We start from the raw sequence: 23,735 nt of genomic DNA on the forward strand, positions 1-23,735 counted from the left end.
GTTAAAACCCATTGTTTTCGGACAACTGTTTATACCATTTCCCTGATTTTTTAACCGTTCGTGTGAGATGGTTCTGTAAATCTACTTCCACTAACCCATATCGGTTTTTATAAGCGTTCGTCCATGACCAGTTATCCATGAAGGTCCATAGGTGATACCCCAGGCAATTCGCTCCCTCTTCCAGCGCTTTATGTACCCATTTCAAGTGTTCCTGGATAAATTCAATCCGATAATCATCCTCAATAAACCCTTCCACATGACGGAACTTTTCTTCCCCTTCCACACCCATTCCATTTTCCGAAATAAAGAATGGCAGATTACGATAGTTGTCACGGAGGTCAATCATAATATCATAGATAACTTCCTCGCAGATTTCCCAACCACGGTGCGGATTGATTTTCCTGCCTGGCATGATATACGGATCAAAAAGATGTTCCGGCATAAATGGTGCATTCTCCGGCTCAGGCTTCTCTTTCGCTTTCACACGGCGCGGCTGGTAGTAGTTCACACCTAATAGATCAATCGGATGATTTCTAATCACTTCCAAATCACCGGCCTCCACGGCTGGAAGCAGGTCTCTTTCTTTTAAAATATCAACCAAATCACGGGGATACTCCCCTTTTGTGACCGGATCAAGGAAGCTGCGGTTAAAGAACAAATCCGAAATATGGGCAGCCTTCACATCTTCGGCATCCTGGCTCCGTGGATAAGAGGGGGTGAGATTGAGGATAATGCCGATTTTCCCGTCCACATTCATTTTTCTAAAGGCTTCTACTGCCTTCGCATGGGCCACAATAGTGTGGTGGGCAACCGTTGCCCCCCGTTTGAAATCCACTATATTTGGATAATGCCAATTATATAGATACCCGGCCTCAACCGGGACGATCGGTTCGTTAAAGGTAAACCAATATTTCACACGGTCGCCAAATAAGCGAAAGCAGGTCTCCGCATAATTCACATAGGCATCAATGACCTCCCGGCTTTCCCAGCCGCCTTTTTCCTGCATGCACATCGGCATATCGAAATGGTATAAATTCATAAATGGTTCGATGTCTTGAGCAATCAATTCATCGATGACCTGGTTGTAAAAGGCAACGGCCTTCCCGTTTACTTCACCAGTTCCATCCGGTATCAACCGTGACCATTGAATCGAGGTCCGAAAGGAGTTATGGCCCGTTTCTCTCATTAGCTGGATATCTTCTTTAAACCGATGATAGAAATCCGATGTATGTTCCGGGCCCACCCCATGATGAAAACTAGCAGGTTCCATGCTGTACCAATAATCCCAGATACTTTGTTTTCTTCCATCCACCAGCGCTGCGCCTTCCGTTTGCGGGCCAGATGCAGCACTTCCCCACCAAAAGTTTTTTGGAAAACGATAGGTAAGGTTATATTCTTGCAAACTATTATCCACTGATTATCACCATCCTTTTATTTAATTTTTCTCCATTCACTTGGTGTCGTTCCCACACTTTTTTTGAACTGTTTATAGAAATAAGCCGTATCCGAATACCCGACCTTTTTGCCAATTTCACCTGCACGGTAGTGGGTGGTTTTGAGGAGCTCTTTTGCCTTTTCCAATCGGTATCGGTTTAGGTATTCTGAAAAGACCGCCCCTACTTCTTTTTGAAATAATTGCCCCAAATAGATGGCATTAACATGAAATTGCTGGCCCAATGTTTTTAACGAAATCCCTTCATCATAGTGGGCATGGATATAATCAAGAACATTTTGGACAATCGGACTGCGATTATTAACTTGCTTATGGATTGAAAAAATTAATTCCTGGCAATATTCCTTCAAAATAGCCTTCATCTCGTCAATATCAGAACTATACACGATTCTTTCGATGGCAGCTGTATGATAGGAGAGATCGTCCGGCTGTAACGAATAATGAATATAAGAAAGTAAATCAACGATATATTTTCTGGCAGCCGGCGGGGAGATAAAGCTGGAATGCTTGGTGAGATCCTGAAAAAAAGAATCAATCCGCTGAATCACTTCACCCTCTGCTTTCAATAGCTGCTTGACAATCGTTTCTTTAAATTCTTGCTGTTTTTTTAATTCTTCATGCTTATCAATCGTCAAATGTTCGGAAAGAAGTACATTTGGGCAGGAATATAGCTGCAATAAGCTGTATTCTCTTGCTCTCATAAAGCTTTCCTCTAATTCGTCTACCGTTTTCACCGGCTTTCCCATCGCTAAATAGAATAAACCGACCCCACTTTTTTCATCCTTTAGCTGCTCGACCAGGCCTTGGTTATATCGATACAGGTCCTTTTCCTTTTCGCTCCCTATAATAATGACCAAGTCTTGATTGGGACTGAATAAACAAACGGCTGCGCAATGTTCCTCAATAAAGGTTTTGATCTCCTTTAAAATCTCCACTTTGTCATAGTTTTCAAAGCTTAAAATCGAAACAGCATAATACGGTTGAGTAAACTGGATATCATATAATGACAATCTTTCCAGACAGTCGTTCTTCTCAATCTCGCCATTCAAAAACCGCCACAAGGTATTATCCAATAGGGTGGACGGTTCTTGTGCCTGAATACCGCCCGACACTGCATTCATTTTCCGGCCAACATTTTGAACGGTCGTTAATAATTCTTCCTCATCCACTGGTTTGACTAAATAGTTTTCAATCCCTAATAACAGACCTTGCTTAATATACTCGAAGTCTTGGTAACCAGTTAAAATAATACATTTCACCTTTGGCTGGATTTTTTTCGCTTCCTCAATTAAATCTAAACCGGACATTTCTCCCATCAATATGTCTGTAATAAGGAGGTCAACTGGATGTTCTTTAAGATAAGCAAGCGCCTCTTCCCCGCTCTCGGCACGCGACACAATTTCAAACCCATAGTCCTCCCAATCCAGGAGGGCTTGAAGGCCGATCGTAATTAATGGCTCGTCATCAACAAGAAGCACCTTATACATGGCTGGTCCCTCTTACTGGAATAGAAAGTGTCACAATCGTTCCCTTATCATTGATACTCTTCACAGAAATACCGAATGTATCTCCATATTTAAGTTTTAAACGTTGATGGATATTTCTTAATCCAATTGAATCCATTTCATCTCCCTCTTCACAATTAAGATGCTGGACAATCATCGCAAGATCCTCCTCCGTTATCCCCTTACCATTATCCTCCACTGTGATTTCCAACATTTCTCCATGCTGAGTGGCACGAATGTGTAACTCATTGTCAGTACGGTTCTTTCTAAAACCATGAACAAAATAATTTTCGATGATCGGCTGCAAAATGAGCTTTTGCACAGGTGTTTGCTCCACGTCACTAGGTATATGAATATCAACCTGTAGTTTGTTTGGGAATTTAAATTGCATTAATTTTAAATACTGATTGACATATTCAATTTCTGTATACAAAGGCACCGTGTCTTTTGATTCTAACGAGTAGCGGAATAGCTTGGATAAATGAAAAATCATTTTACTAGAAGTTTTTGAACCCTCTACAACAGCCACCATCCGTATCGCCTCTAACGTATTAAATAAAAAATGAGGATCGATTTGGGCCTGAAGCGCTTTTAATTCCGCTTGCTGCTGCTTTAAATTTAGCAGGTAAAATTGTTCAATATAATTATTCAATTCATCTAACATCGAATTGATATTAACAGCAATCCTTGATAATTCATCTTCATGCTTGGATTCCGGTATCCTGGCATCCAGATTTCCCTTCTCAACCTGCCGAATAATCGCAACAATCTTATTAATACGCCTGGAATAATCTCGAGTAAACGAATAGGAAATTAAAATGGAAATACTGATGAAGAATATAATGACACCCCACATCGTTCCCCTGACAATTGTCAGCTTTTGCCACCCTCGATCGGGAATCACACTGATATACGAATAATCCCCCTTGTTCGCAATGGTACTGATATAGAAATGGTCATTTCGCCACTTTATTTTTTTCTCATTTGTTTCAGGCTTTATCTGTTTGATCATATCTAAGGGAACATCCCCCTTATTGACGGAATAAACGATTTCGCCTTCCGCATCCATGATAAAAAAGGAAGCAGGCACTCCATCACGCTTTTTGACCATTTTGTCTAAACGATTAGTAGAATAAAAAATAGTAATCTCACCTATTTTTTTCAAGGTCACTGGATTGTTAACGACAATCTTTTTGGTAAACGTATCTCTTAGCTGCCTGCCTCGTGGAATAACACGCCCGCCAAGATTAGGAATTTCTTCTGAAAGATACAAGCTGCCTAAATGCCCGGAAGGATCGATGATGCTCTTATTCCATCGTAAATTTTGAAAAATGAGCAGGTATTCGACAGTTGGGGTCTCCAACGAACGCAGACTGATCGCATTAATATCGCTATCTTGACCGAAATAGGCATTGAAATACGTATCAATATTATTCGGTACAAAGGACTTGCCCTCCGAAAATTTGTCGAGACGGTATTCCAAATATTTCGCATACCCATTTTGAAGGGCAAAGGACATATCATCAATGACTTCCCCATTAACATAAAAATCTCTTTTGGACCGATTAATATCAGCATCTTTAGCTGAAAAATAATCCTCCACCCGCTCCATCGTTCTCGTATTGACGTTCACTTCTTTTTGAATAATCACTTCCGAGTAATAGTTCGTAATCGTAACGATTAAAACAATGATGGTTAAAATAATAGTGATAGATGATGCCAAGAATAGTTTATTAAATATTCTTTGAGTAAAACGTCCTTTTCTTCTTAATCCCATTTTGATGTCCTCAAATGATACTTATTGTTTTTTCTAGTCTACCACTGGAAACTACGGTTTCAAATAAAAGCAAGCTGAGATTTCCCACCCAGCTTGGCTTTTTTGTGCTTATTTTTGCTTGCTCTTCCATTCGTCAAATTGCTTTTGAATTTCTTTTAAGACTTTGTCAATTCCAGCTTCTTTTAACTTCTTATTATATTTTGGCAAGTACTCTTCTGGGTCAACAGAACCTGTTGCCAATGCCGGATAGAATTCTTTTGATATATTCGTAATCGATGCAAGCTCAGATCTTACTGAGTCGCTGTTAAAATGGAAACCAAGGGTTGGCGCTGTTTTGGCAGATTTGTTAAACTCTTTGAATTTATCCCACTTATCTTTAGGATCATTTTCATACAAATCCAAAACAAAGAAGTTTCCAAGTGAATAGGATGGAACATTATAACGATCGATACGTGCTGGAAGGTCTTTAATTGTTCCGTTGTCATTCTTTTCGTAATGCACGCCTTCTATCCCTTTATCAACAAGGTTGCGTAGGTATGGATCTGTGTTAAGCAGTGTCAGGAATTCCATTGCTTTCTCAGGATTCTTAGATGTGGCTGAGATGGCCTGAATGGAACCGGATACAGAATCATTAATGGTAATCGGATCTTCCGCCGGAACAGAAACCACATCATACTTAGCCGAGCGAGACCACAATAAATCAGCATATGGCTGAGAATCACCCATGCGGACAAACCAGTTTTCTACATCCATTGGCCAGCTGTCTTTACTTGTCGCTGCATCTTCTTTAAGGAATCCAGCCTTATAATATTGATGCATAGTTTTATAGGTTTTCATAGTTACATCAGATTCAAATTGATTAATCACATGATCCCGATCGCCTTCCATCGCAAAGGCAAATGGCATTTCATTATTAAAGATATAATCGTATGGCAGATAGGCTTTGAATGTTGCCATTGGCGTGACGCTAGGTTCATTCTCTTTAATCGTTTTTAGCATCGGTTCAAGGTCTTCCAAGCTTTTTACTTTTGAAAGATCAAAGTGGTATTTGTCTACAAGGCGTTTATTAAAGGTATAAACCGATTGTCTGGCTGCCTCTTTATTCGTAGGAACGCCATAAATTTTTCCATTAACCTTAATTCCTTCTAACAGGGCCGGGTTGAGAGCTGCTTTAAGCTCTTTTCCTTCTTTTTCTAACATACCGTCAATGTCCTTAAAGGCACCTTTTTGGGCATTTTGAACATAAGAAGTCCCATTGGTAAAAATAATATCAAACGGTTCCCCTGAATTGATCATCACCTGTGATTTTTGATCCCAATCACCCCAGTCAATTTGCGTCATTTTCACTGTGGCATTGATTTTTTTCTTTGTGTACTTGTTGACTTCTGCAAAAACTTTTTCAGTATCTTTTTGCGGAGTTCCAATCGTGTACCAATTAATTTCATATGGCTGTCCATCTTTACCGCCCTTTTCTGATGTTGCACTGTCTTTGCTTGTGCAGGCAGATAGAAGGGTTCCCGCTGCCAATAGGGATGCGAGCATAATGCCTAACTTCTTTTTCTTCATTCCTCTTCTCCTCTTTCTATTGATTATTCTTTAACGCCGCCAATCGTCAATCCGCTAATAAAGTACTTTTGGAAGAACGGGTACGAGACTGCGATCGGTAAGGTGGCGATTACAACCATAGCCATTTTGGCTGATTCTTGCGGAATCGTATCAAATAAACTTGACTGCATGATAGCGACATCCATATTTTTTCTCATAAATTCAAGATTTGCCTCAATTTTCATGAGTAATGCTTGAAGCGGCACCAGATTAGGGTTATCAATATAAAGCAATGCTGTAAACCAGTCATTCCAATAACCCAATGTACTGAACAAGGCAATGGTGGCAATTCCCGGTAAGGAAAGCGGGAAGATGATTTGGAAGAAGATTCTCCATTCACTTGCCCCATCGATTCTTGCCGATTCCAAAATCGATTCAGAAACGGATTTTAAGAAAAAGGTTCTCATAATGATAATGTAAAACGCATTCATCGCAAGGGGCAGGATCAGTGCCCAAACGGAATTTTTCAAATGCAGGAACTGGGTGACCACGATGTAAGTCGGCACCAGTCCGCCGCTGAAAAGCATCGTAAAGAATGCGAGAAACGTGAAAAATCTGCGATACTTAAATTGCGGTCTTGAAATCGCGTAGGCATAAAAAGTAATCATGAACACACTGATGATAGTACCGACAATGGTAATAAAAATCGTAACACCATAAGAGCGGAAAAAGGACTCCTTCATCCCCCAGAGATAATGATAAGCATCCAAGCTCCATTCCTTCGGGATCAATTGAAAACCATTCCTGACGATACTTTCCTCATTTGTAAACGATATGATAATGACATAGATAAAGGGAAAGATACACGTAAATGCGAGAATCCCAAGCAGCACACTAATAATAGCATTTGCGGCCGGATGCATATGTTGAGGGTTCCGATACTTCTTCCTAACAACCTTAGGCTTCCCCTCGTTTATTTCTTCTACTGGTTTTGAAACAAGAAGCGTTGATTGGGTTTGTTCTAGTTTTGGCATATCAATAGCCGCCGGGCGACTTTTCCTCCCTTCTTAAAGAAATGAACATTAAAACAAGGCACTTTCCTCATCCACTTTACGGACAATGTAATTGGTAATGATCACGAGGATAAATCCAACAACCGATTGGTATAGACCTGCAGCCGTACTCATGCCGATATCCCCCAGATTCATCAGCCCTCGGTATACGAAGGTATCAATGACATTGGTCACCCCATAGAGAGCTCCCGAATCTCTTGGCACTTGATAAAACAATCCGAAATCCGAATTGAAAATCCGCCCAATATTCATGATGGTAAGGATAATCATTAATGGCTTAAGCATGGGCAGGGTAACATGTTTAATCTGCTTCCATTTTGAAGCCCCATCAATCATCGCTGCCTCGTAATACGTCCGGTCAATCCCGACGATGGAGGCCAAGTAAACGATACTGCCGTAACCAACGCCCTTCCACATGCTCATGAACACGAGAATCATTGGCCAATATTTCGATTCGCTATACCACGATATTGGGTCGACATGGAACCAGCCCAGAATATGATTTAACAAACCGTGTTCCGTACTTAAGAAAGTGAAGACAAAATAACTGCCGATAACCCATGAAATAAAATGCGGGAACAAGATAGAAGTTTGGTAAACCTTCGACAGCCTCTTATTGATTAACTCACTGAGCAAGACAGCTGTTGCAACCGCCGTTATCAGCCCTAATACGATAAAGACAAGATTGTAGAGGATGGTATTTCTGGTAATGATCCAGGCATCATTTGTACTGAATAAATATTTGAAGTTGTCAAAGCCCACCCATTCACTATTCATGACGCTGGCAAAAAATCCATCGGGATCAATTCGGAACTTTTTAAAGGCCAATACCTGTCCAAACATCGGCAAGTATGAAAATAGGAGCAGCCAAATTGTTCCCGGTAACACCATAAGCAGCCAAACTCGATTTTTATAGAGATCGCTAAATATCTTTTTCATGTTTCTCCTCCCTCCAAATGTTATGTAAGCACTTCCATACCTTTATTTTATAGGGAAAGGAGACCTAATTATAGTTGACTAATTTGGGATTAAGTGCAAAAATCTTAGAATTTAGTACAATCAGATGAAAGAACCTGGCAAAAGTAAAATAAGCGGAGGTTTTCCGGTTAAATGCAAAATGGAGCTCGTTTCGGGGGAAATAAGGGAAGGTTTTCCGCTTATGCAATGAAAAATCTCTTATTTTCACGTTTTTCGAGTCAATAGGCGGAAATTCTCCGTCTATTTAAGCCTTTTTTAATAATAATTACGAATTAAGCGGAATTTTTCCGCCTATTTATCAGCTCGGGTGCTTTACCTGATCCCAAACCAATCGATAAGTCCGGGCGGACCCTCTGATTTCTCAGAAACCTTGATAAATAAAGAAAAAACGTATGCCAATTCATACGTCTTTTCTTGTGTCTATTAATAACGAAGCACCATTAACACAGCCTAGTCCTATAAAACTCGAAAAGTCTTAATCTCATACGGTTTGATTTCAAACTCAATCGGCGATGCCGATGCCTCTCCAATAGGTTCTTCCATCAAATTGGTTTCTACCCATGAGTTGATGCCTCTGGCAACATCAAGAGAAACCTTACCTCTGCGGCCTTCATATTCATGAAGGCGGATAATGATGCCGTTGCCATCATAGGCCGGCTTAATCGCATCAATCCAAACATGGTCCGCATCCATTACGAGGAAGGACTCTTCCTTTGCCCATTTCCCTTCAGAAGCCACAACAGGATCGTTCAAATCCCACGCCGCTTCCACCGTTTTCGCTTTGCGCCAGTCCCCGATATGCGGGTAAAGCGAATAAACGAACGAATGGGTTCCCTGATCTGCTTGCGGATCAGGATGAATCGCGGATTTTAATAGAGTGATCCGCATGATGTGTTCTTTAATGTCGTAGCCATACTTGGAATCGTTCAGCAGGCTTACCCCATAGTCTGGTTCTGACAGGTCGGCCCACTGATGGCCGACCGTTTCAAATTTAGCCATATCCCAGCTCGTATTCCAATGAGTCGGGCGCTTCACATTTCCATATTGAATATCATACGTGGCCTCGGTGGCGCGGATATCTACTGGGAAAGCAGCCTTCAGCAGTTTTCTCTTTTCATGCCAGTCCACCGTTGTTTCAAAATCAATGCGGCGGTCATTTTGATAAAAGACAATCCGCTGGGAGATTTCAGAATGATGATACGTCCACTTGGCAAGAATCGTAAACGATAATTCCCCATTTTCCACGACTTCAAATCTGACTAAATCACGGATTTCCTCCATTTTTTCTTGATAAAAGAGATCGATATCCCAAGCATCATGGGCAAGCGGCTTATCTTCAAAAATTTGCAGGATATTCCCCTTTTGATTCTCAGCGAGAACCCCACGGCCTGCCTCCTTATCAAAGAGGGACGTCATTTGCCCAAATTCATTCCATTCAACCAAATAATACGGGGTTTCCAATTTCCGGTCCTGATAGTTGAAATTCGAATTCGTTTCCGGAACGGCTGCCGCCGGTTCAAAATATAACGTCTTCGCCCCAAAGGATGGAAGGGTGTCAACTTCAATCAGCCAGCCATTATCCCGTTTTTGATGGGTTAAAATTTCTCCCTTGCTGTTTTTCCAAACGCCTCCAGCAAAATCGGCAAATTGCTGGACCGCCACATTTTTCTTCCCCTTAAGGTGGGTCGCATTAAATAGTACGACAGAGCGGTCATCCTGTTCGATCCCACGCTCAATGATACGGGATTCCACGTTTCGAACTAGCTCGTGCGCTTCCTTGTATTCTTCTTTGGCATCCTCATACACCTCATGGATGGAGGAGCCGGGAATAATATCATGGAATTGATTGCGCAAAATGATCTTCCAGCCATTCTTCAGCTCGTCCGTTCCCATCCATTGTCCATTTTCAGAAAGCCATGAAGTAAGGAATTCAGCCCGTCGGTATAAGAGCTCCAATTTTCGATTCATCTGCTTCATAAATGCCTGGCTGGTATACGTGCCCCGGTGGTACTCGAGGTACAGCTCGCCATCCCATTTATGGATATAGCCATCCGATTCGGCCACATTCTCGTGAAGCTTGTTAAAGAATTCCCCGGCTGTCGACGTTTTTACATTCGGCATCCCTGGCAGCGCATCAAATCTGCGGCGCATTTCAAGCATATGCCGATTAACACCGCCGCCGCCATCACCATATCCATAAGATAGAAGCAAATCTTTCGATAAATCCTTATCACGATAACCTTTCCAAGTGCCATTCACCGTTTTTGCGGTAATAAAGCCATTATACGTATAGAACCAAGAGTCCGGAGAATTCCAGGGCTCCGGCGTCGTAATAAAATGCGTTAAAATCTCGGAACCATCGATTCCTTTCCAGTAAAAGGTATCGTGCGGCATCCGGTTATACTGATTCCAGCTAATTTTCGTCGTCATCATGGTTTTAATGCCTGATTTAGTTAAAATCTGCGGCAGCGCCCAGCTATAGCCGAACACATCCGGCAGCCATAAATACTCGCAATCGACGCCAAACTCCTCTTTAAAAAAGTTCTTCCCGTGCAGGATTTGGCGGACAAGCGATTCGCCGCTCGGAATATTACAGTCCGACTCAAGCCACATCGCGCCGCCGGCTTCCCATTTGCCTTCTGCCACTCGTTCCTTTATTTGAGCGTAAATCTCAGGATAATCCGTTTTGATATAGTCATAGAGCTGAGGCTGTGTTTGCAGAAATAAATATTCCGGGAATTGCTTCATTAAATGCAAGACCGTTGAAAACGAACGAGCCGACTTCTCCCGTGTATTTTTTAACCGCCAAAGCCAAGCCACATCAATATGGGTATGGCCGACAGTATGAATGGTGATGTCTGAAGTTTTGGTGAAGGACTGAATCGCCTCCGTCAGGCTTTCCTCCGCCGCATAACAGGACTGATAAAATTCAGGGCTGCCAGGCTCGGTCCAATTAATGAACTGAAGCGCGTCCGAAATCAACTTTTTCAAAACAGTATAAGAGGATTCTGTTTCACTCGTTTCCTTTAATACCTCATACGCGGCTAAAAGCGTGTAATAGAGATGATCTACCCGGCGATCCAGCCAGCCAATCACGGCCATTTCAAGTTTAAATTCATTTTCTGTCGGAACTCCTCCACCCTCAAGTCCTGACCAGAGCCTGAAATCCAAGCGCATCGTCCCCTTGGCCGTTTCGTTATCGAAGAGCACTTCTTCATGATTGGAATCGACACCCTGATAGGGTTTGCCATTGACAAATAGAAGCGACTCAAAGCCTGAATTATTGCCCCCGCCCGTTTTTCCAAACGAGAATAGACCGACAATCTGCTGATCGGCAGTGGACAAATGAGTATCGACCTCAGCATGAAGCCAAATATAGCGATCGCGGCCTTTCCAGTAGTCGCCGAGTTTCATCACCTTTTGTTCATCATGTGCTGCAGGTGGATAAGCACCAATCGAACCATCATCCTCTTGGGCGAAAAATGAGTTGATCGCCGTCAGGTCCCGGTACCGGTAACCCTCTAACTCCCTGATGCGCTCTTCAAATTTTCTTTCTGTTAAGAACATGCTTTCACCTCGTTATCACTAGTTTTTATAATGAAAAGTTGCCAGCAGTGACGATCCGATGATAGACATTACCGCCTACTAGCCCCTCCACGATTTCCCATGGCCCATCATGGCGCAGCCGTTTTTCTTCCAATTCCTCGATCCGGGGAATTCTTCCCTCAAGCCACTCCTGAATCCGGTATTTGACGGAATCCATCCGGGTCATCACACCGCCATAACGAATATCGATTACTTCCCAGCCAAATGGCTTATACGCCGCAAACCAAATGCCTCGGTGCTTTTGCCTTAATAGATTCACATTCACTTGGATTCGATCCACAATCTTAAGAATGGATTTCATTTGTTCAAAATCATTGTTCTGATACGCTGTTAGGATCTTGAGGCCGATTTCCGCTTTGTCAGCCAGCACCCTCGCCAGCTGTTCATAAAAATCAAACAGGGCTTCCCAGGCTGGATTCTCCTGTTTGGCTTTTTCAAGCACGGGTACCAGCTGCTGATAGTGCTCCCCTAAAGAAAGGCCGCGGACATTTTCGTCATATAAGCCTATTAAACTATCTTGGTAAAGCAGCACTTTCGACGTCATCGAGGTATTCATGTTATCTTCCATGACACCCGGTGTTTCATCTAATAATTTCAAATTCATAAAATCGGCAAAGTGCCCCTCACCGCAAAATTCAAAACGCTCGGCCACCTTTTCAATAGACACGTCCTTTTGGTAAGTGTGCTCGGCAAATAATTGCAAGATCGGGTAGGCTGTTGCAAACGGAGTTTCTGCTCCGTTATCCCCCCACAAGGTGACAAAAATTTCGTCGATTCCTTCCTGTTTGCAGGCTGCCAGTGCCGCTTCCGTTGTCGCAATTGCCTTGCCATAGTTCGGCACCAGTCCATTCCATGTCCAAGCCCCGCCGGCAAAAATCGGCGTGGAGCCTAGCAGCTTATGGTGTTGAAAATCACGTTCATACACTTCTTGTTCTTTCCGGTAATAGTTCCAATAAACAAGCTCCACATCCGGAATCCCTTCAAGAATTTCTTGGCGGATGCGGCCGTTTTCATCCTTATAAGGGCTGTTTTCGGCAAACAGCGGGAAGTACATGTCACTCCAAATCATCGGTTTCAGTCCCAGCTTGTCGGTAATAGCGATGACCTTTTGCAGATGCCGGTTCATGAGTTCAATATGGTTTTCATAGCCATGCTTCTCCAAATATTTTCCTAGGCCCAGCTGAAACGTCTCGTCCATGCCAATATGAATCCGTTTGGTTCGAAATGGCTCGGAGGCCGCTTTTAGACAGCTCTCTAAAAACTCATACGTTTGGGGCTCATCCACGAGCAGGATATCATCGGTGTCTTTGAAGCCTGAGGCATAATTCCATTTCAGTGCTTCCCGTAAATGGCCCAAGGTTTGAATGCAGGGGATCATGTCAATTCCGAGCTTTTCGGCATATTCATCACAGGCCCGCAGCTCCTCAAATGTATATCTTCCGCGCATATATCCAAAATAGGGATATTCCTTCACCTCGTAGGTGTCCTCTGTATAGAGCATGAGGGTGTCTAATCCCATGACGGCCATGTGTTGCAGAAGCTTTTCTACGTCAGCAACGGTGGGTACCGCATTTCTGGACGCATCCAGCATCACGCCGCTCATGTTGAACTGAGGATTCTCGGTGATATCGAATTCATTATTTTTTTGAAAATTCTCCAGCCACAATCCAATCGCCCGGAAAAAATGAATCGGCTTTTCGAATGAAATTTCTCCTTGGCCGTTTTTATTCACAACCCTTAAGGGTCCTTGCTGATGTTTGACTTGTATTGGGTATCCATCAGTAGAAAGTTGAACTTTTAATCGTTTTGAAACAAGCTCGAGACCATCTGCGACAGCTGATATGTCCCCCTTAAAGTACAGTTCCACTTGTATTTCCCCTTTTTTCTTTGTTTTTAACTACAAAACTGCGAAATAAAAGCACTTAGAAAAACTAGTTTGATAGATTTATCGGCGAATTTTTATGTTTTATCAGCGAATTTTTGATTTTATCAGCGAATCCGGAGCTTTTATCAGCGAATTTCACACATTTATCAGCGAATCGGAAATCGCCACGGCCATTTTACCTTTAACAGACCCGTTCTAAACGAGCAAACCGATTAAGACAAACCTTCATCATCCAATAAGCAGGAGCCACCGCAGAAATAAACGGGATGAGGCCGGGAACCTGATTGATCAGGTAGCCAATCACAAAAAAACCAGCGCCAATCCAGATGATGGAAGGCAGCCCCGTTAAGGTGACGAGAAAGGACTGTTTGATGTATTCCCGACTGGAAAGCTCATAATGGACATAGACGGCAAAGAAATGGCCGACTGCCAATAGTAAGATGATCAACAGGATGTATAGGATGACCGAAAGGAAGCTGGCAAAAACACCTGACATAAAGATCTCTGTAATCCTAATATCGATAAAAAGAAAAAGGCCAATGCTGTAAAAAACAAGGCCTATTCCATTGCTTCTCTTCCATTCTTTGAAATACACCTGCTTAAACGTCTTCCAAACAGGTACATCGGTATCTTTTCTCAGCCATTTACGGACGATCGTAAACAGGGCAACCGTTGCCGGGAAAAAGCCAAATACCCCGAGTCCCAAGGCGGTAAAGGCAATCCAGCATATATTTGCTGTGATCGCCCTCCATATCCATTCACAAACAACGATCATCCATGAACCATTTTTCATACGGCACCACCCTTTCCAATAAAACTAGTTATTTTTCATTAAATGATGATAAAGCGGACTTCCTTTGACAGCTTTACCGGTTAAACTCAGCACGAATTCACTGAACATCGTGTTAGCCCACGCGAACCAATCTCTTGTAAATTCCTCTGGACAATCGGCGTTAAAGCCTTCGTGCATAAAGTTCGTCCCGCCATCGGTGTTTTTAAAATAAGCCAAAATTTGCTGTTTTTCCGCATCACTTACTGCGGTCATCCCCTGGATGGCAAGAGCAATATGCCAAATATAGTGATCCGGTGTATGCGGGCTGCCAATGCCGTTAGCATATTTCCCCTCGTAAAAATAAGGATTATCCCTGCTCAAAAGGAACTCTCGTGTATTGAGATACGTCGCATCCTTAAATGACTGATACCCTAAATACGGAGCGGCAAGCAAACTTGGCACATTGGCGTCATCCATTAAGTTAACGCGCCCTTCCCCATCGGTTTCATAGACATACATCTCTCCATAGATCGGATGATCCAATTTCGCATATTGTTCAATCCCCTGCCTGATTTCCTCACGAAGCTTTAAGCACTCTTCTTTTAAGGAAGAATCCTGTAATACCATCTCACACATTTCAGCCGCATACCCTAACACGACAACGGCAAACATATTCGCCGGGACCAAGTATCCGTATGTGCAGGCATCATCACTTGGGCGGAAGGCGCTCCAGGTCATTCCGGTCGGAACCACACGCCCTCCCTTTCCTTCACGGGTCAAGGTATCGGACTGGCGCACATCGGCCCGTTCAAACCGGTAAGGGGACTTATTTTCATGATCCTGCTCCGTTCTCCAAACCTGGATAATTGTCTCCAAAACCGTTTGGAACGTTTCTTTTATATAAGCCGTACGGCCGGTTGACTTCCAAAACAGATAAGCGAGCTGGATTGGATAGCATAAGGAATCAATTTCGTATTTCCGTTCCCAAATATGGGGGGTCATGTCGGTAAGATCGGTTTGATGCCCCCTGCCATTTTCCGTTTCATTAAACGCATTGGCATAAGGGTCATGCAGGATAAAGGCGAATTGCTGGCGAATCACCCCTTCGAGTAATTCGGCCAGCTCCTCATCCTCCTCTGCAGCCAGCAAATAGGGGCGCACTTGTGCTGCAGAGTCCCTTAACCACATCGCCGGAATGTCGCCGGTGACGACAAAGGTTTTTCCGTCTTCCAGCTTTTTCAGCGTCGTGGTATACGTATTAACAAAGCATTGCTCGAACATATCGTGTAATTTTTGATCCCCAGGAAAGCATTCCTTCACATGTTGGATCAGTTTTTGCATCGATTCTGGAATTACTGCTGTCATTTTTCCCTCTCCTATCGCTTATGTTGAAAACCTAGTGTAATAATTTCATAGCCTGTGACTTCATACTGCTCGCTAGAATCATTGGTTTGTTCTTCAAGAATCGTACTCTTGTAAGATGTACAATCCGTCGGGGCGGGGATGGATGCCGCAAGACTTTTACTAGCCGGCGCCGGATTGAACCAGCGAATCATCACGTCATCACATTCTTCCGCCACTTTCATCGATGACCATGCAAGGCCCTCGGATTCCCAGTTCACAAACTGATGGTCAGCTGGCAAGGTTCCTTCATGGGCACTTGTCTGAATAACCTGAAGGGGAACTTTATATTGATACGCCTCCACAAATGCGTTTGACGCAATCACATCTTTTTCATGCATGAGCACTTGCCACTCCGCCGTTTGCATCCCGATGCACTGGGCCTCCGGTGTCGGGAAGTAGCCCCAGTCGCCAAGCTCAGCAACCGAACGAAGGACGGTAAGGGCAATCGTTCCATCCGCTGGCAGGATTTCATATTCCTGAAGGCCGTCCGTGGCCACGGTTAAGCCCAACTCGTCATCATTAATGCTGGCGAAGCGCTGCTGATGATGACAGAAGCTTGGATTTCCCCATTCTTTTTCCGGTGTATTCGGGCGGGTCACAACCTCAAAAATACTGTCGGCCTGGTGTGTTTCCGTCTGCAATCCGGTCGGGAAAAGGGCTCGCAGGCGGTGGTCCGTTGCTTGATTGTCAATTGTCAGCTTGAAAGCCGGCCCCTTCATTCCCTTTTCGAGAGTCACAACGGTACTTAGTGTAATGGTCGTCGTTTCGTCCGATCTGCCTGCTTCCCTTTCCTTATGCCAAATCAAGCGGTTCCGTTCGATCGCCAATCGGTCGTCCGCTGAAACCGGGATGGTTAAGGTATGCGTAAATTCAAGCTCGGTTCGAAGCGGTGATTTTTCAATCAAACGGAATTCGGCCTGAATACCAGTTGTCGTAATCGGCTCCTGTCCTTTTGCTTCCTTGAACATATATTCATTGCCGACATCCCCTGTATCCTCGTAAATACCGAGACGATGGAAGGTCCTGCCGGTTGCTTTATTCGTTAGATCATAGCTGCCATCCTCATGAAACAGGAGGTGAACATACTCATTTTCCATCTCCCTCCCGCCATCCGCCGCTTGTTCTGGACGTTCTCCGGCTGACTGTTCTTGCGGAATAAGATAGAAGGTCTTGTAGCCGAATGCCGGGATATTTTCTGCAAAGAAGGAAACCTTAGCCCGCTTGGCAAAAAACGGCTGGCGGAACTTGTCATCCGGTAAATCATAGCCAAACTCCACCACCGGGCTTTCGAGCTGACTTTCGATGGTCTTGCCCGCTTGATCGACCAGCTTGTAGGCTGGCAATTCTTTATCCTGTAAATAGATTGGAATGTCTTCAAAATGCATTTGCGAAAAATACACCTTTTCCAGATCGACTATTTTCGTGACGACTTCGTCTTTATCCCACCCCGTTGTATTCACGACAACAAGGGGAATTCCGCCCTCTGGTGCGCCCGAGGTATCAATTTTACCAGCAAGCTCTGCTGCCTGCTCTGATACAAACACCTCGCCCATTTGCGAAACTGTTTCAAAGCGGGTTTCCATTTCACGGTGCACTTCATCCACGCTGCAGCCGCAAATGCTGTCATGCGGGTGATTTTTCATCAAGGATTTCCACATGAAGCGGAGATATTCCCTCGGGTAAGTCCCGCCTGCTAAAAAGCCCATGCTCGCGAGCGGCTCAGCAATTTTTTCCAAAAGGGTTTGACAGTGGTTGTTCCATTGCTTCAAATAAATCCGGCTGGATGCGGTATGAACAAGCGTCGACCAGCCATCGGTCCGCTGATTGCGCAATTCGCCTTCAATGACCTGCAGCTTCTCTGGAAGTGCTTCTTTTAACGCCTCTGTATATTCATCAAAACTGGAATGCTTAAAGGTGTAATCAGGATATAAACTAGCGGCCGTTTCAATCGCCTGCGGAATCGTTTTTTGCAGCGGCTGGTGGTCGCATCCATTCATAAACAATAACTGGTGGGTGGACGCATACTTTTCGGCATCGTGGAGCTTTATATCCCAGAATTTCTTCGCTTCCGCTTCGTCCGCCGGGATTTCATTTCCGTTCGAGTACCAATTGGCAAAAAGAATACCTAATACGTTCGAGCCGTCCGGTGCTTTCCAGATCATCTCAGAATAAGGAGATTCATAATCAGGAGAATCCGACACCGTGTTATTAAAGCCGGTCGGTTTGACGCCCCTTCCGAACGCCGCCGTATCAATCCCCGCTTGCTTTAAAAGCTGGGGTGCCTGCCCATAAATACCGAACGTGTCAGGAAAGTAGCCAATCTTTGAGACATGCCCATAGGCTTTGCTATCATGTAAACCGATTTGCAGGTTCCGGACATTGGCTTCAGAGCTTGTTAAAAAAGCATCCTGGAGCACATACCATGGTCCGATATGCAGCTTTTTCTGTTCGATTAATTGTTTGACTGTCTCCCGGTTTTCCGGATGAACGGCAAAATAATCCTCTAAAAGAACCGTCTGGCCATCGAGATGGAACGATTGAAAATCATTTCCTTCTTTTTTGAACTGGTCGATCAGCTCATTCATCAGCTTGATAAAATAGTAACGGTGCTGTTCAAAAGGCAAGTACCATTCCCTGTCCCAATGGGAATGGGAGATAATATGTGCAGTTTTTTTCATTGAATCCTACCCGCTTTCCTTTATTTCAGTTTTACGAAAACGCTATCATTTTCTTTGATTTCATTTTAACAAGCTAGGAATTTCGAGCAATAGATTACTAGTAAGTCCTATGGATTTTACAGTGTATCTAAAAATAGTTCATGAAAAATGGGGGCAGACTTCAGTGCATTCTCTGCAATGAGGTCTGCCCCCTTAAGTCGCCGGGACGGTTCTTATAACTTTTCGCCAATGGTTCACCTGGAAAAAGCCAGCGGAACCGTCCCCATGGCCACTTGGTAATGGTTATGGATTCAAAAATCCATGGGCTTCAAATTCAAATATCCTTGCGGCCGTATCGCCGCCTTGGGTTGGTTTGTCCACCCACAAACGGACATAGCGTGCGTTTGTTAACGTGATGCTGTGTTCTGAAACCGACGCTGTATTATCGGTCACCTTGACAGCTTCCGTCCAATTAAGTCCATCCGTGCTTACTTCAATCCTAAAGGCTTGAGTGTTGAAGGCTTGCGGTTCCCCGCCCGCTTGTGCATGGTGAATGACAAACTTGGAAAGGGCAAACTGGTCGCCCAGATCCACCTGCAGCCAATGAGGGGCATTCCCCAATGCGCACCATTTACTGTTGTCTTTGCCATCGAACGCATACTTCGCTGCTTCACTCGAAGCACATTGCCCGCTGGCAATCGCGGTCTTATTCAACGCCACATTTTTAATGTCTTTGGCTGCTTCAGAAATGGTAATCATCGCTTCTTTTGTCAGGACACTTTCACCCTCGCTGTTTTTCGCAATCAGAGTAACCGTGTAGACGCCTTCTTTTTCATAAGTGACGACCGGATTTTCCTCCTTACTTAGGGCTGGAGTTCCACCTTCAAAATGCCATTCCACTTCTTCAGTTACTTCGGATGAACGATTAAGAAAATGAATCTCCTGCCCCGGAGCCGCTACCGTTTGATCGGCACCGAAATCGGCTTCCGGCTTTGGATAGGGCGGCCAATCGAACGTAACCGCTGTCGGCTCGCTTCGTTTAAATTCTTTGTTCACCGCAACAATTTCCAACGTGGTGCTGCTTTCCTTCCCGCTTCTCTTCAGATTGGATAAGTAATACACCTTATTAGGGGTAGCACCAACAAACTCTTTTTCATTGTTCGGCAGCTTCCGGTAAATTTCATAGTGGCTCACATCGGAATCAGACGGCTTCCAATCAAGGACAACGTCAGCGTAGATTCCTTTCTTAAACTCGATGTTATTTACCTTTGCATCGTTCGGAGCATGAATGGAATTGTGTTTTTCCTGTTTGTTATAAACCTTGATTTCTCCGATATGAGTCGTAAAATCTTTCACATCCTGGTCACTTTCAACCAAAAGCGAAATGGCTGCGATGTTTTTACCGCTGTATTTTTTTAGTTTGAATGAATCCGTCGTCCACGGGTGATCCGTTCGTTTTTTCACATCAAAAAACACAAATTGGTCGGGCTTGTCTGTATAGCTGACTCCCAGTTTCATGTTTGGCTTTTTCAAATCTGTTTTGTATGTCAGCGAGATTTCCGTATCCTTTTGGATCGGCAGATTCGTTTTATAAAGCTTGATATGTGTTGGGTTGTCTGCCTTGATTGTTCCTGAAAGCTTTAACGAGCTGCCGCCATAATAGGCTGTATTCCAATCGAAATCTACGTCAACAGCTTGGCCGCCCTCTTTCAGCCAGCGCCAGGTCGGAAGGAGATCCTGGAGACTGCGGTTATTCCAGGACTGATTGCTTACCGTCTTTCCATCTACAGCGAAAAACTTGCCGCTTCCTGTAATAAAGTGCGTCACAAAAGGAAGCTCCTCGATCGCGGTTTTAGCGGTAAAGTAGTGAGCCATCCCTTTCCATGATCCGTTTTTACTTGTAGCTGCAGGGTTTTTAGACTTTCCAACCCAGAATTCATTTTCCTTCTGATAAAACTCCTCCATGGTCTCAGCCGTTTTAAAGGCCCAGTCCGGGCGATAAATGCCTAATGAAGTTAATGGCGCTTTCCCCTCAGGGAAAATCCCATCCCAAGCAACGTTTGTGCTTGTCCCATTTGCTTCCACATCAATCCCAGTAAACAAATCATACGGGCTTCTGCCGATTTCCTGAGCTTTATTAACAGAAGACTGCTGGTTGCGCCACCAGAAGTTTAAAAACATACTATCAGAAACACGTGTCTCCCCATCCTGCAGGAAGCTGCTGTTTTGATCGGTCAACGCATTTTGCCAGCTAACCCTTCCGTCCTTCGTCATCGAATCGTACCACATGATATGCATGCCTTCACTCTTATGCTGCTGAAGATAGATGAGGAAATCCTTCATTTTTTGAGCGGTCTTGGCATCTCCGCCTTCGGTTTCCTGATTAATAAACCAGCCGTCAAATCCGTAATAGCGTGCCGCTTCAAGCAGCTTGTCCGCTGCAGGGAAGGAGCCATCCTCTCGTTGCGTCAACATTTGGTTCAGCCACGCAACCTTTCCGCCATAGACGGTCGGAGGGAAGAAAACGTTTCCCAAAATCGGCACGCCGTTTTTATGGGCAGCGTCAATAACGTCCGCACTTGGCGGCACGATAATCCCTTCACCGGAAGAACCTGCCCAATACACCATGATGTCGACGTATTGCCAATAACTGAACGTATTCGCCAAAAATTCCTTCCCGCCTTGGGAAGGTACACCACTCGTTGTGGGGTTGAGTGCAGACAAAGCGACTATCTTTGCATCTGACTGGGCATGGTCATTGACTTTGTATAACACGTCCCGTTTGCCCAATGGAACTTGGCTGCGGTTAAACACAGCATCCGGATCGTTCTCCGGCGTCCAATTCAATAATTGCTCGGGATACCAATAAGATGATTCCGGCTGTTTGGCATAGCTTGTGTTAGGTGATACCCCCGCCACAAAGATGCCCAAAAAGAAAACCAGCCACAAAGAACCCCTTTTCACGTTTTTCACTGTTTCTCCTCGCTCTCTATCTATTTTTTATATTGAAGCTTATGTAAGCTTGCTTCCTCTTTCCCTGAATGGGACGATAGAATGATAGCGCTGTCAAAATTGCCTTCGATGATGTTTTTTCCGTCAGTCATTCCCATTTGACCCTTTTTTCCACATCTTATTCTGAGCAGATTGCTCCGTCAACGAATGCACAAAATGTGGTTTAGTTTTTCCATTATCTCTAAGGTTTTTCCATTAAAAACACCCATGATGTGAGTGACTGGCAATGGCAAGCAACGGAATCAATATTTGTTTAAAAATACCATTAATAATTTCGCTAATGTTCCCCATCCTATAGAGGAGAAATTTAATTGGAGGTATTTTCATGGCACAATTAAGAGATATTATGACATCAGATATTGTTACAGTTAACGAAACACAGACCGTACAGGAAGCTGCAGCGTTAATGAGCGAATATAATATTGGAGCGATTCCAGTAGTAAATAACAGCAGACAAATGGTTGGAATTGTAACGGATCGGGATATCACCCTTCGTACGACAGCACAGGGAGAAAATGCACAAACACAAGTGTCTCAAGTCATGACTGCACAGCAAATCGTACAAGGTACACCTGATATGGATGTTCATCAAGCAGCAGATTTGATGGCACAGCAGCAAATTCGCCGATTGCCGGTAATTGAAAATGGACAAATAGTGGGAATGGTTGCTTTAGGGGATCTTGCAGTACAAAATCAATATGCAAATGAGGCAGAACAGGCATTACAAAGTATTTCAACTCCTTCCGCACCTCAACAATAGTCAGGGGTTCCTTTTAATTAGCACAGACTCATACCTTGATGGCTGCGTATCAGGGGATCATACCAGACGCATTAAAACCATGCTGGACAACAGCATGGTTTTCGATAGTTGATCAGACTAGAACATTTTTCAACCCATTCAAAAAAGAGAATTACCACTCAGCTACGCTGCCATCACGATGGCGCCATACTGGATTTTGCCATTGGTGGCCTTCTTTTGCCATTTTCCGAACAAACTCTTCATTCACTTCAATACCAAGACCTGGTCCTTGTGGAATTTTCACATAACCGTTTTCATAATCAAAGACAGTTGGATCCTTTAGATAGTCTAATAAATCACTGCCTTGGTTATAGTGAATTCCCAAGCTTTGTTCTTGGATAAACGCATTATGTGCAGTGGCATCTACTTGTAAGCATGCAGCTAAAGCGATAGGGCCTAATGGACAATGCGGAGCAGCGGCAACATCATATGCCTCAGCCATGCTAATAATTTTTTTACATTCGGTAATTCCGCCTGCATGGGATAAGTCAGGTTGGATAATATCTACGTATCCACCTTGTAATAACGGTTTAAAATCCCATCTTGAGAACATACGCTCACCAGTTGCAATCGGAATCGAAGTTAACGAAGCAATTTCCTTTAGTGCCTCATTATTCTCTGGCAAGACTGGTTCTTCAATAAACATAGGATTAAATTCTTCAAGGGCTCTAGCCAATACTTTTGCCATTGGTTTATGTACACGGCCATGAAAATCAATACCAATTCCAATATTTCTTCCAACGGCATCACGAACAGCTGCCACGTTTTCTAGTAATCTATCAACCTTGTCATAGGAATCAATGTATTGTAATTCTTCGGTTCCATTCATTTTAACCGCTTGGAACCCTCTTTCTACACATTCCTTCGCAGCTCGGGCTGTATCACTTGGGCGATCTCCGCCAATCCATGAATACACCTTGATCGAATCACGGCACGCTCCTCCTAGTAACTGGTAAACTGGTGCATTGAAATACTTACCTTTGATATCCCAGAGAGCTTGGTCAATACCAGCAATAGCACTCATTAAAATAGCGCCACCTCGGTAAAAGGCACCTCGGTACATAACATTCCAATGATCTTCAATTCTTAAAGGATCTTTACCTACTAAATAAGTCATCATCTCATCAACTGCAGCTTTTACTGTTGCCGCTTTACCCTCGATGACTGGCTCTCCCCAACCAACAATACCTTCATCTGTCTCAATTTTTAAGAATAACCAGCGTGGTTGGACTGTGAATAATTCATAACCTGTTATTTTCATAATGAACA

Annotated in this window: 14 protein-coding genes; 1 reads left to right on the forward strand and 13 read right to left on the reverse strand. The window is 43.8% G+C overall.

Translation table 11 applies throughout. The annotated features are described in order from the left end of the window. Position 1: 1 nt before the first annotated feature. The 12 genes from ACE198_RS17645 to ACE198_RS17700 all read right to left on the reverse strand — a co-directional run bounded on the left by ACE198_RS17645 (position 2) and on the right by ACE198_RS17700 (position 21,322). Positions 2-1,414, reverse strand: coding sequence for a glycoside hydrolase family 1 protein (locus ACE198_RS17645; RefSeq protein ID WP_375376466.1), 1,413 nt, complete (start codon positions 1,412-1,414; stop codon positions 2-4). 17 nt (positions 1,415-1,431) lie between these two features. Beyond that, positions 1,432-2,940 carry a response regulator transcription factor gene (locus ACE198_RS17650; RefSeq protein WP_375376467.1) on the reverse strand — a complete coding sequence of 503 codons (1,509 nt, stop codon included), beginning with the start codon at positions 2,938-2,940 and terminating at the stop codon, positions 1,432-1,434. Beyond that, the gene (locus tag ACE198_RS17655; protein ID WP_375376468.1) at positions 2,933-4,735 is read right to left on the reverse strand and encodes a sensor histidine kinase; all 1,803 of its coding nucleotides are present in this window, start codon (positions 4,733-4,735) and stop codon (positions 2,933-2,935) included. Before ACE198_RS17655 ends, ACE198_RS17650 begins: the two co-directional genes overlap by 8 nt. A gap of 108 nt (positions 4,736-4,843) precedes the next feature. Then, complete coding sequence (locus tag ACE198_RS17660) at positions 4,844-6,301, reverse strand: ABC transporter substrate-binding protein (protein ID WP_375376469.1); 1,458 nt, start codon at positions 6,299-6,301, stop codon at positions 4,844-4,846. 23 nt (positions 6,302-6,324) lie between these two features. Beyond that, entirely contained in the window at positions 6,325-7,203 is an 879-nt protein-coding gene (locus tag ACE198_RS17665; RefSeq protein WP_375376529.1) for a carbohydrate ABC transporter permease, read from the reverse strand. 159 nt (positions 7,204-7,362) lie between these two features. Continuing rightward, positions 7,363-8,292, reverse strand: coding sequence for an ABC transporter permease (locus tag ACE198_RS17670; protein ID WP_375376470.1), 930 nt, complete (start codon positions 8,290-8,292; stop codon positions 7,363-7,365). A 495-nt stretch (positions 8,293-8,787) separates the two neighbouring features. Further along, positions 8,788-11,898, reverse strand: a complete 3,111-nt coding sequence (locus ACE198_RS17675; RefSeq protein ID WP_375376471.1) for an alpha-mannosidase — start codon at positions 11,896-11,898, stop codon at positions 8,788-8,790. Positions 11,899-11,923: 25 nt separating this feature from the next. After that, positions 11,924-13,804 (reverse strand): beta-N-acetylhexosaminidase, encoded by a 1,881-nt coding sequence (locus tag ACE198_RS17680; RefSeq protein WP_375376472.1) that lies wholly within the window; start codon positions 13,802-13,804, stop codon positions 11,924-11,926. Positions 13,805-14,003: 199 nt separating this feature from the next. Continuing rightward, on the reverse strand, positions 14,004-14,615 hold the full coding sequence (locus tag ACE198_RS17685; RefSeq protein ID WP_375376473.1) for a YesL family protein: 612 nt from the start codon (positions 14,613-14,615) through the stop codon (positions 14,004-14,006). A gap of 24 nt (positions 14,616-14,639) precedes the next feature. Then, on the reverse strand, positions 14,640-15,959 hold the full coding sequence (locus tag ACE198_RS17690; protein ID WP_375376474.1) for a glycoside hydrolase family 125 protein: 1,320 nt from the start codon (positions 15,957-15,959) through the stop codon (positions 14,640-14,642). A gap of 11 nt (positions 15,960-15,970) precedes the next feature. Beyond that, on the reverse strand, positions 15,971-18,676 hold the full coding sequence (locus ACE198_RS17695) for an alpha-mannosidase (protein ID WP_375376475.1): 2,706 nt from the start codon (positions 18,674-18,676) through the stop codon (positions 15,971-15,973). 282 nt (positions 18,677-18,958) lie between these two features. Continuing rightward, on the reverse strand, positions 18,959-21,322 hold the full coding sequence (locus tag ACE198_RS17700) for an endo-beta-N-acetylglucosaminidase (protein ID WP_375376476.1): 2,364 nt from the start codon (positions 21,320-21,322) through the stop codon (positions 18,959-18,961). Positions 21,323-21,992: 670 nt separating this feature from the next. Between ACE198_RS17700 and ACE198_RS17705 the strand changes: the two genes are divergently transcribed. Then, a complete protein-coding gene (locus tag ACE198_RS17705; protein ID WP_375376477.1) occupies positions 21,993-22,427 on the forward strand; it encodes a CBS domain-containing protein in 435 nt (144 codons plus the stop codon). Between the two features lie 151 nt (positions 22,428-22,578). Here the strand turns inward: ACE198_RS17705 and dgoD are convergent, their stop codons facing one another. After that, positions 22,579-23,727, reverse strand: a complete 1,149-nt coding sequence (gene dgoD, locus ACE198_RS17710) for a galactonate dehydratase (RefSeq protein WP_251461649.1) — start codon at positions 23,725-23,727, stop codon at positions 22,579-22,581. Positions 23,728-23,735: the final 8 nt, after the last annotated feature.

Source organism: Neobacillus sp. KR4-4, assembly GCF_042136325.1.
Lineage (GTDB): Bacteria > Bacillota > Bacilli > Bacillales > Cytobacillaceae > Neobacillus.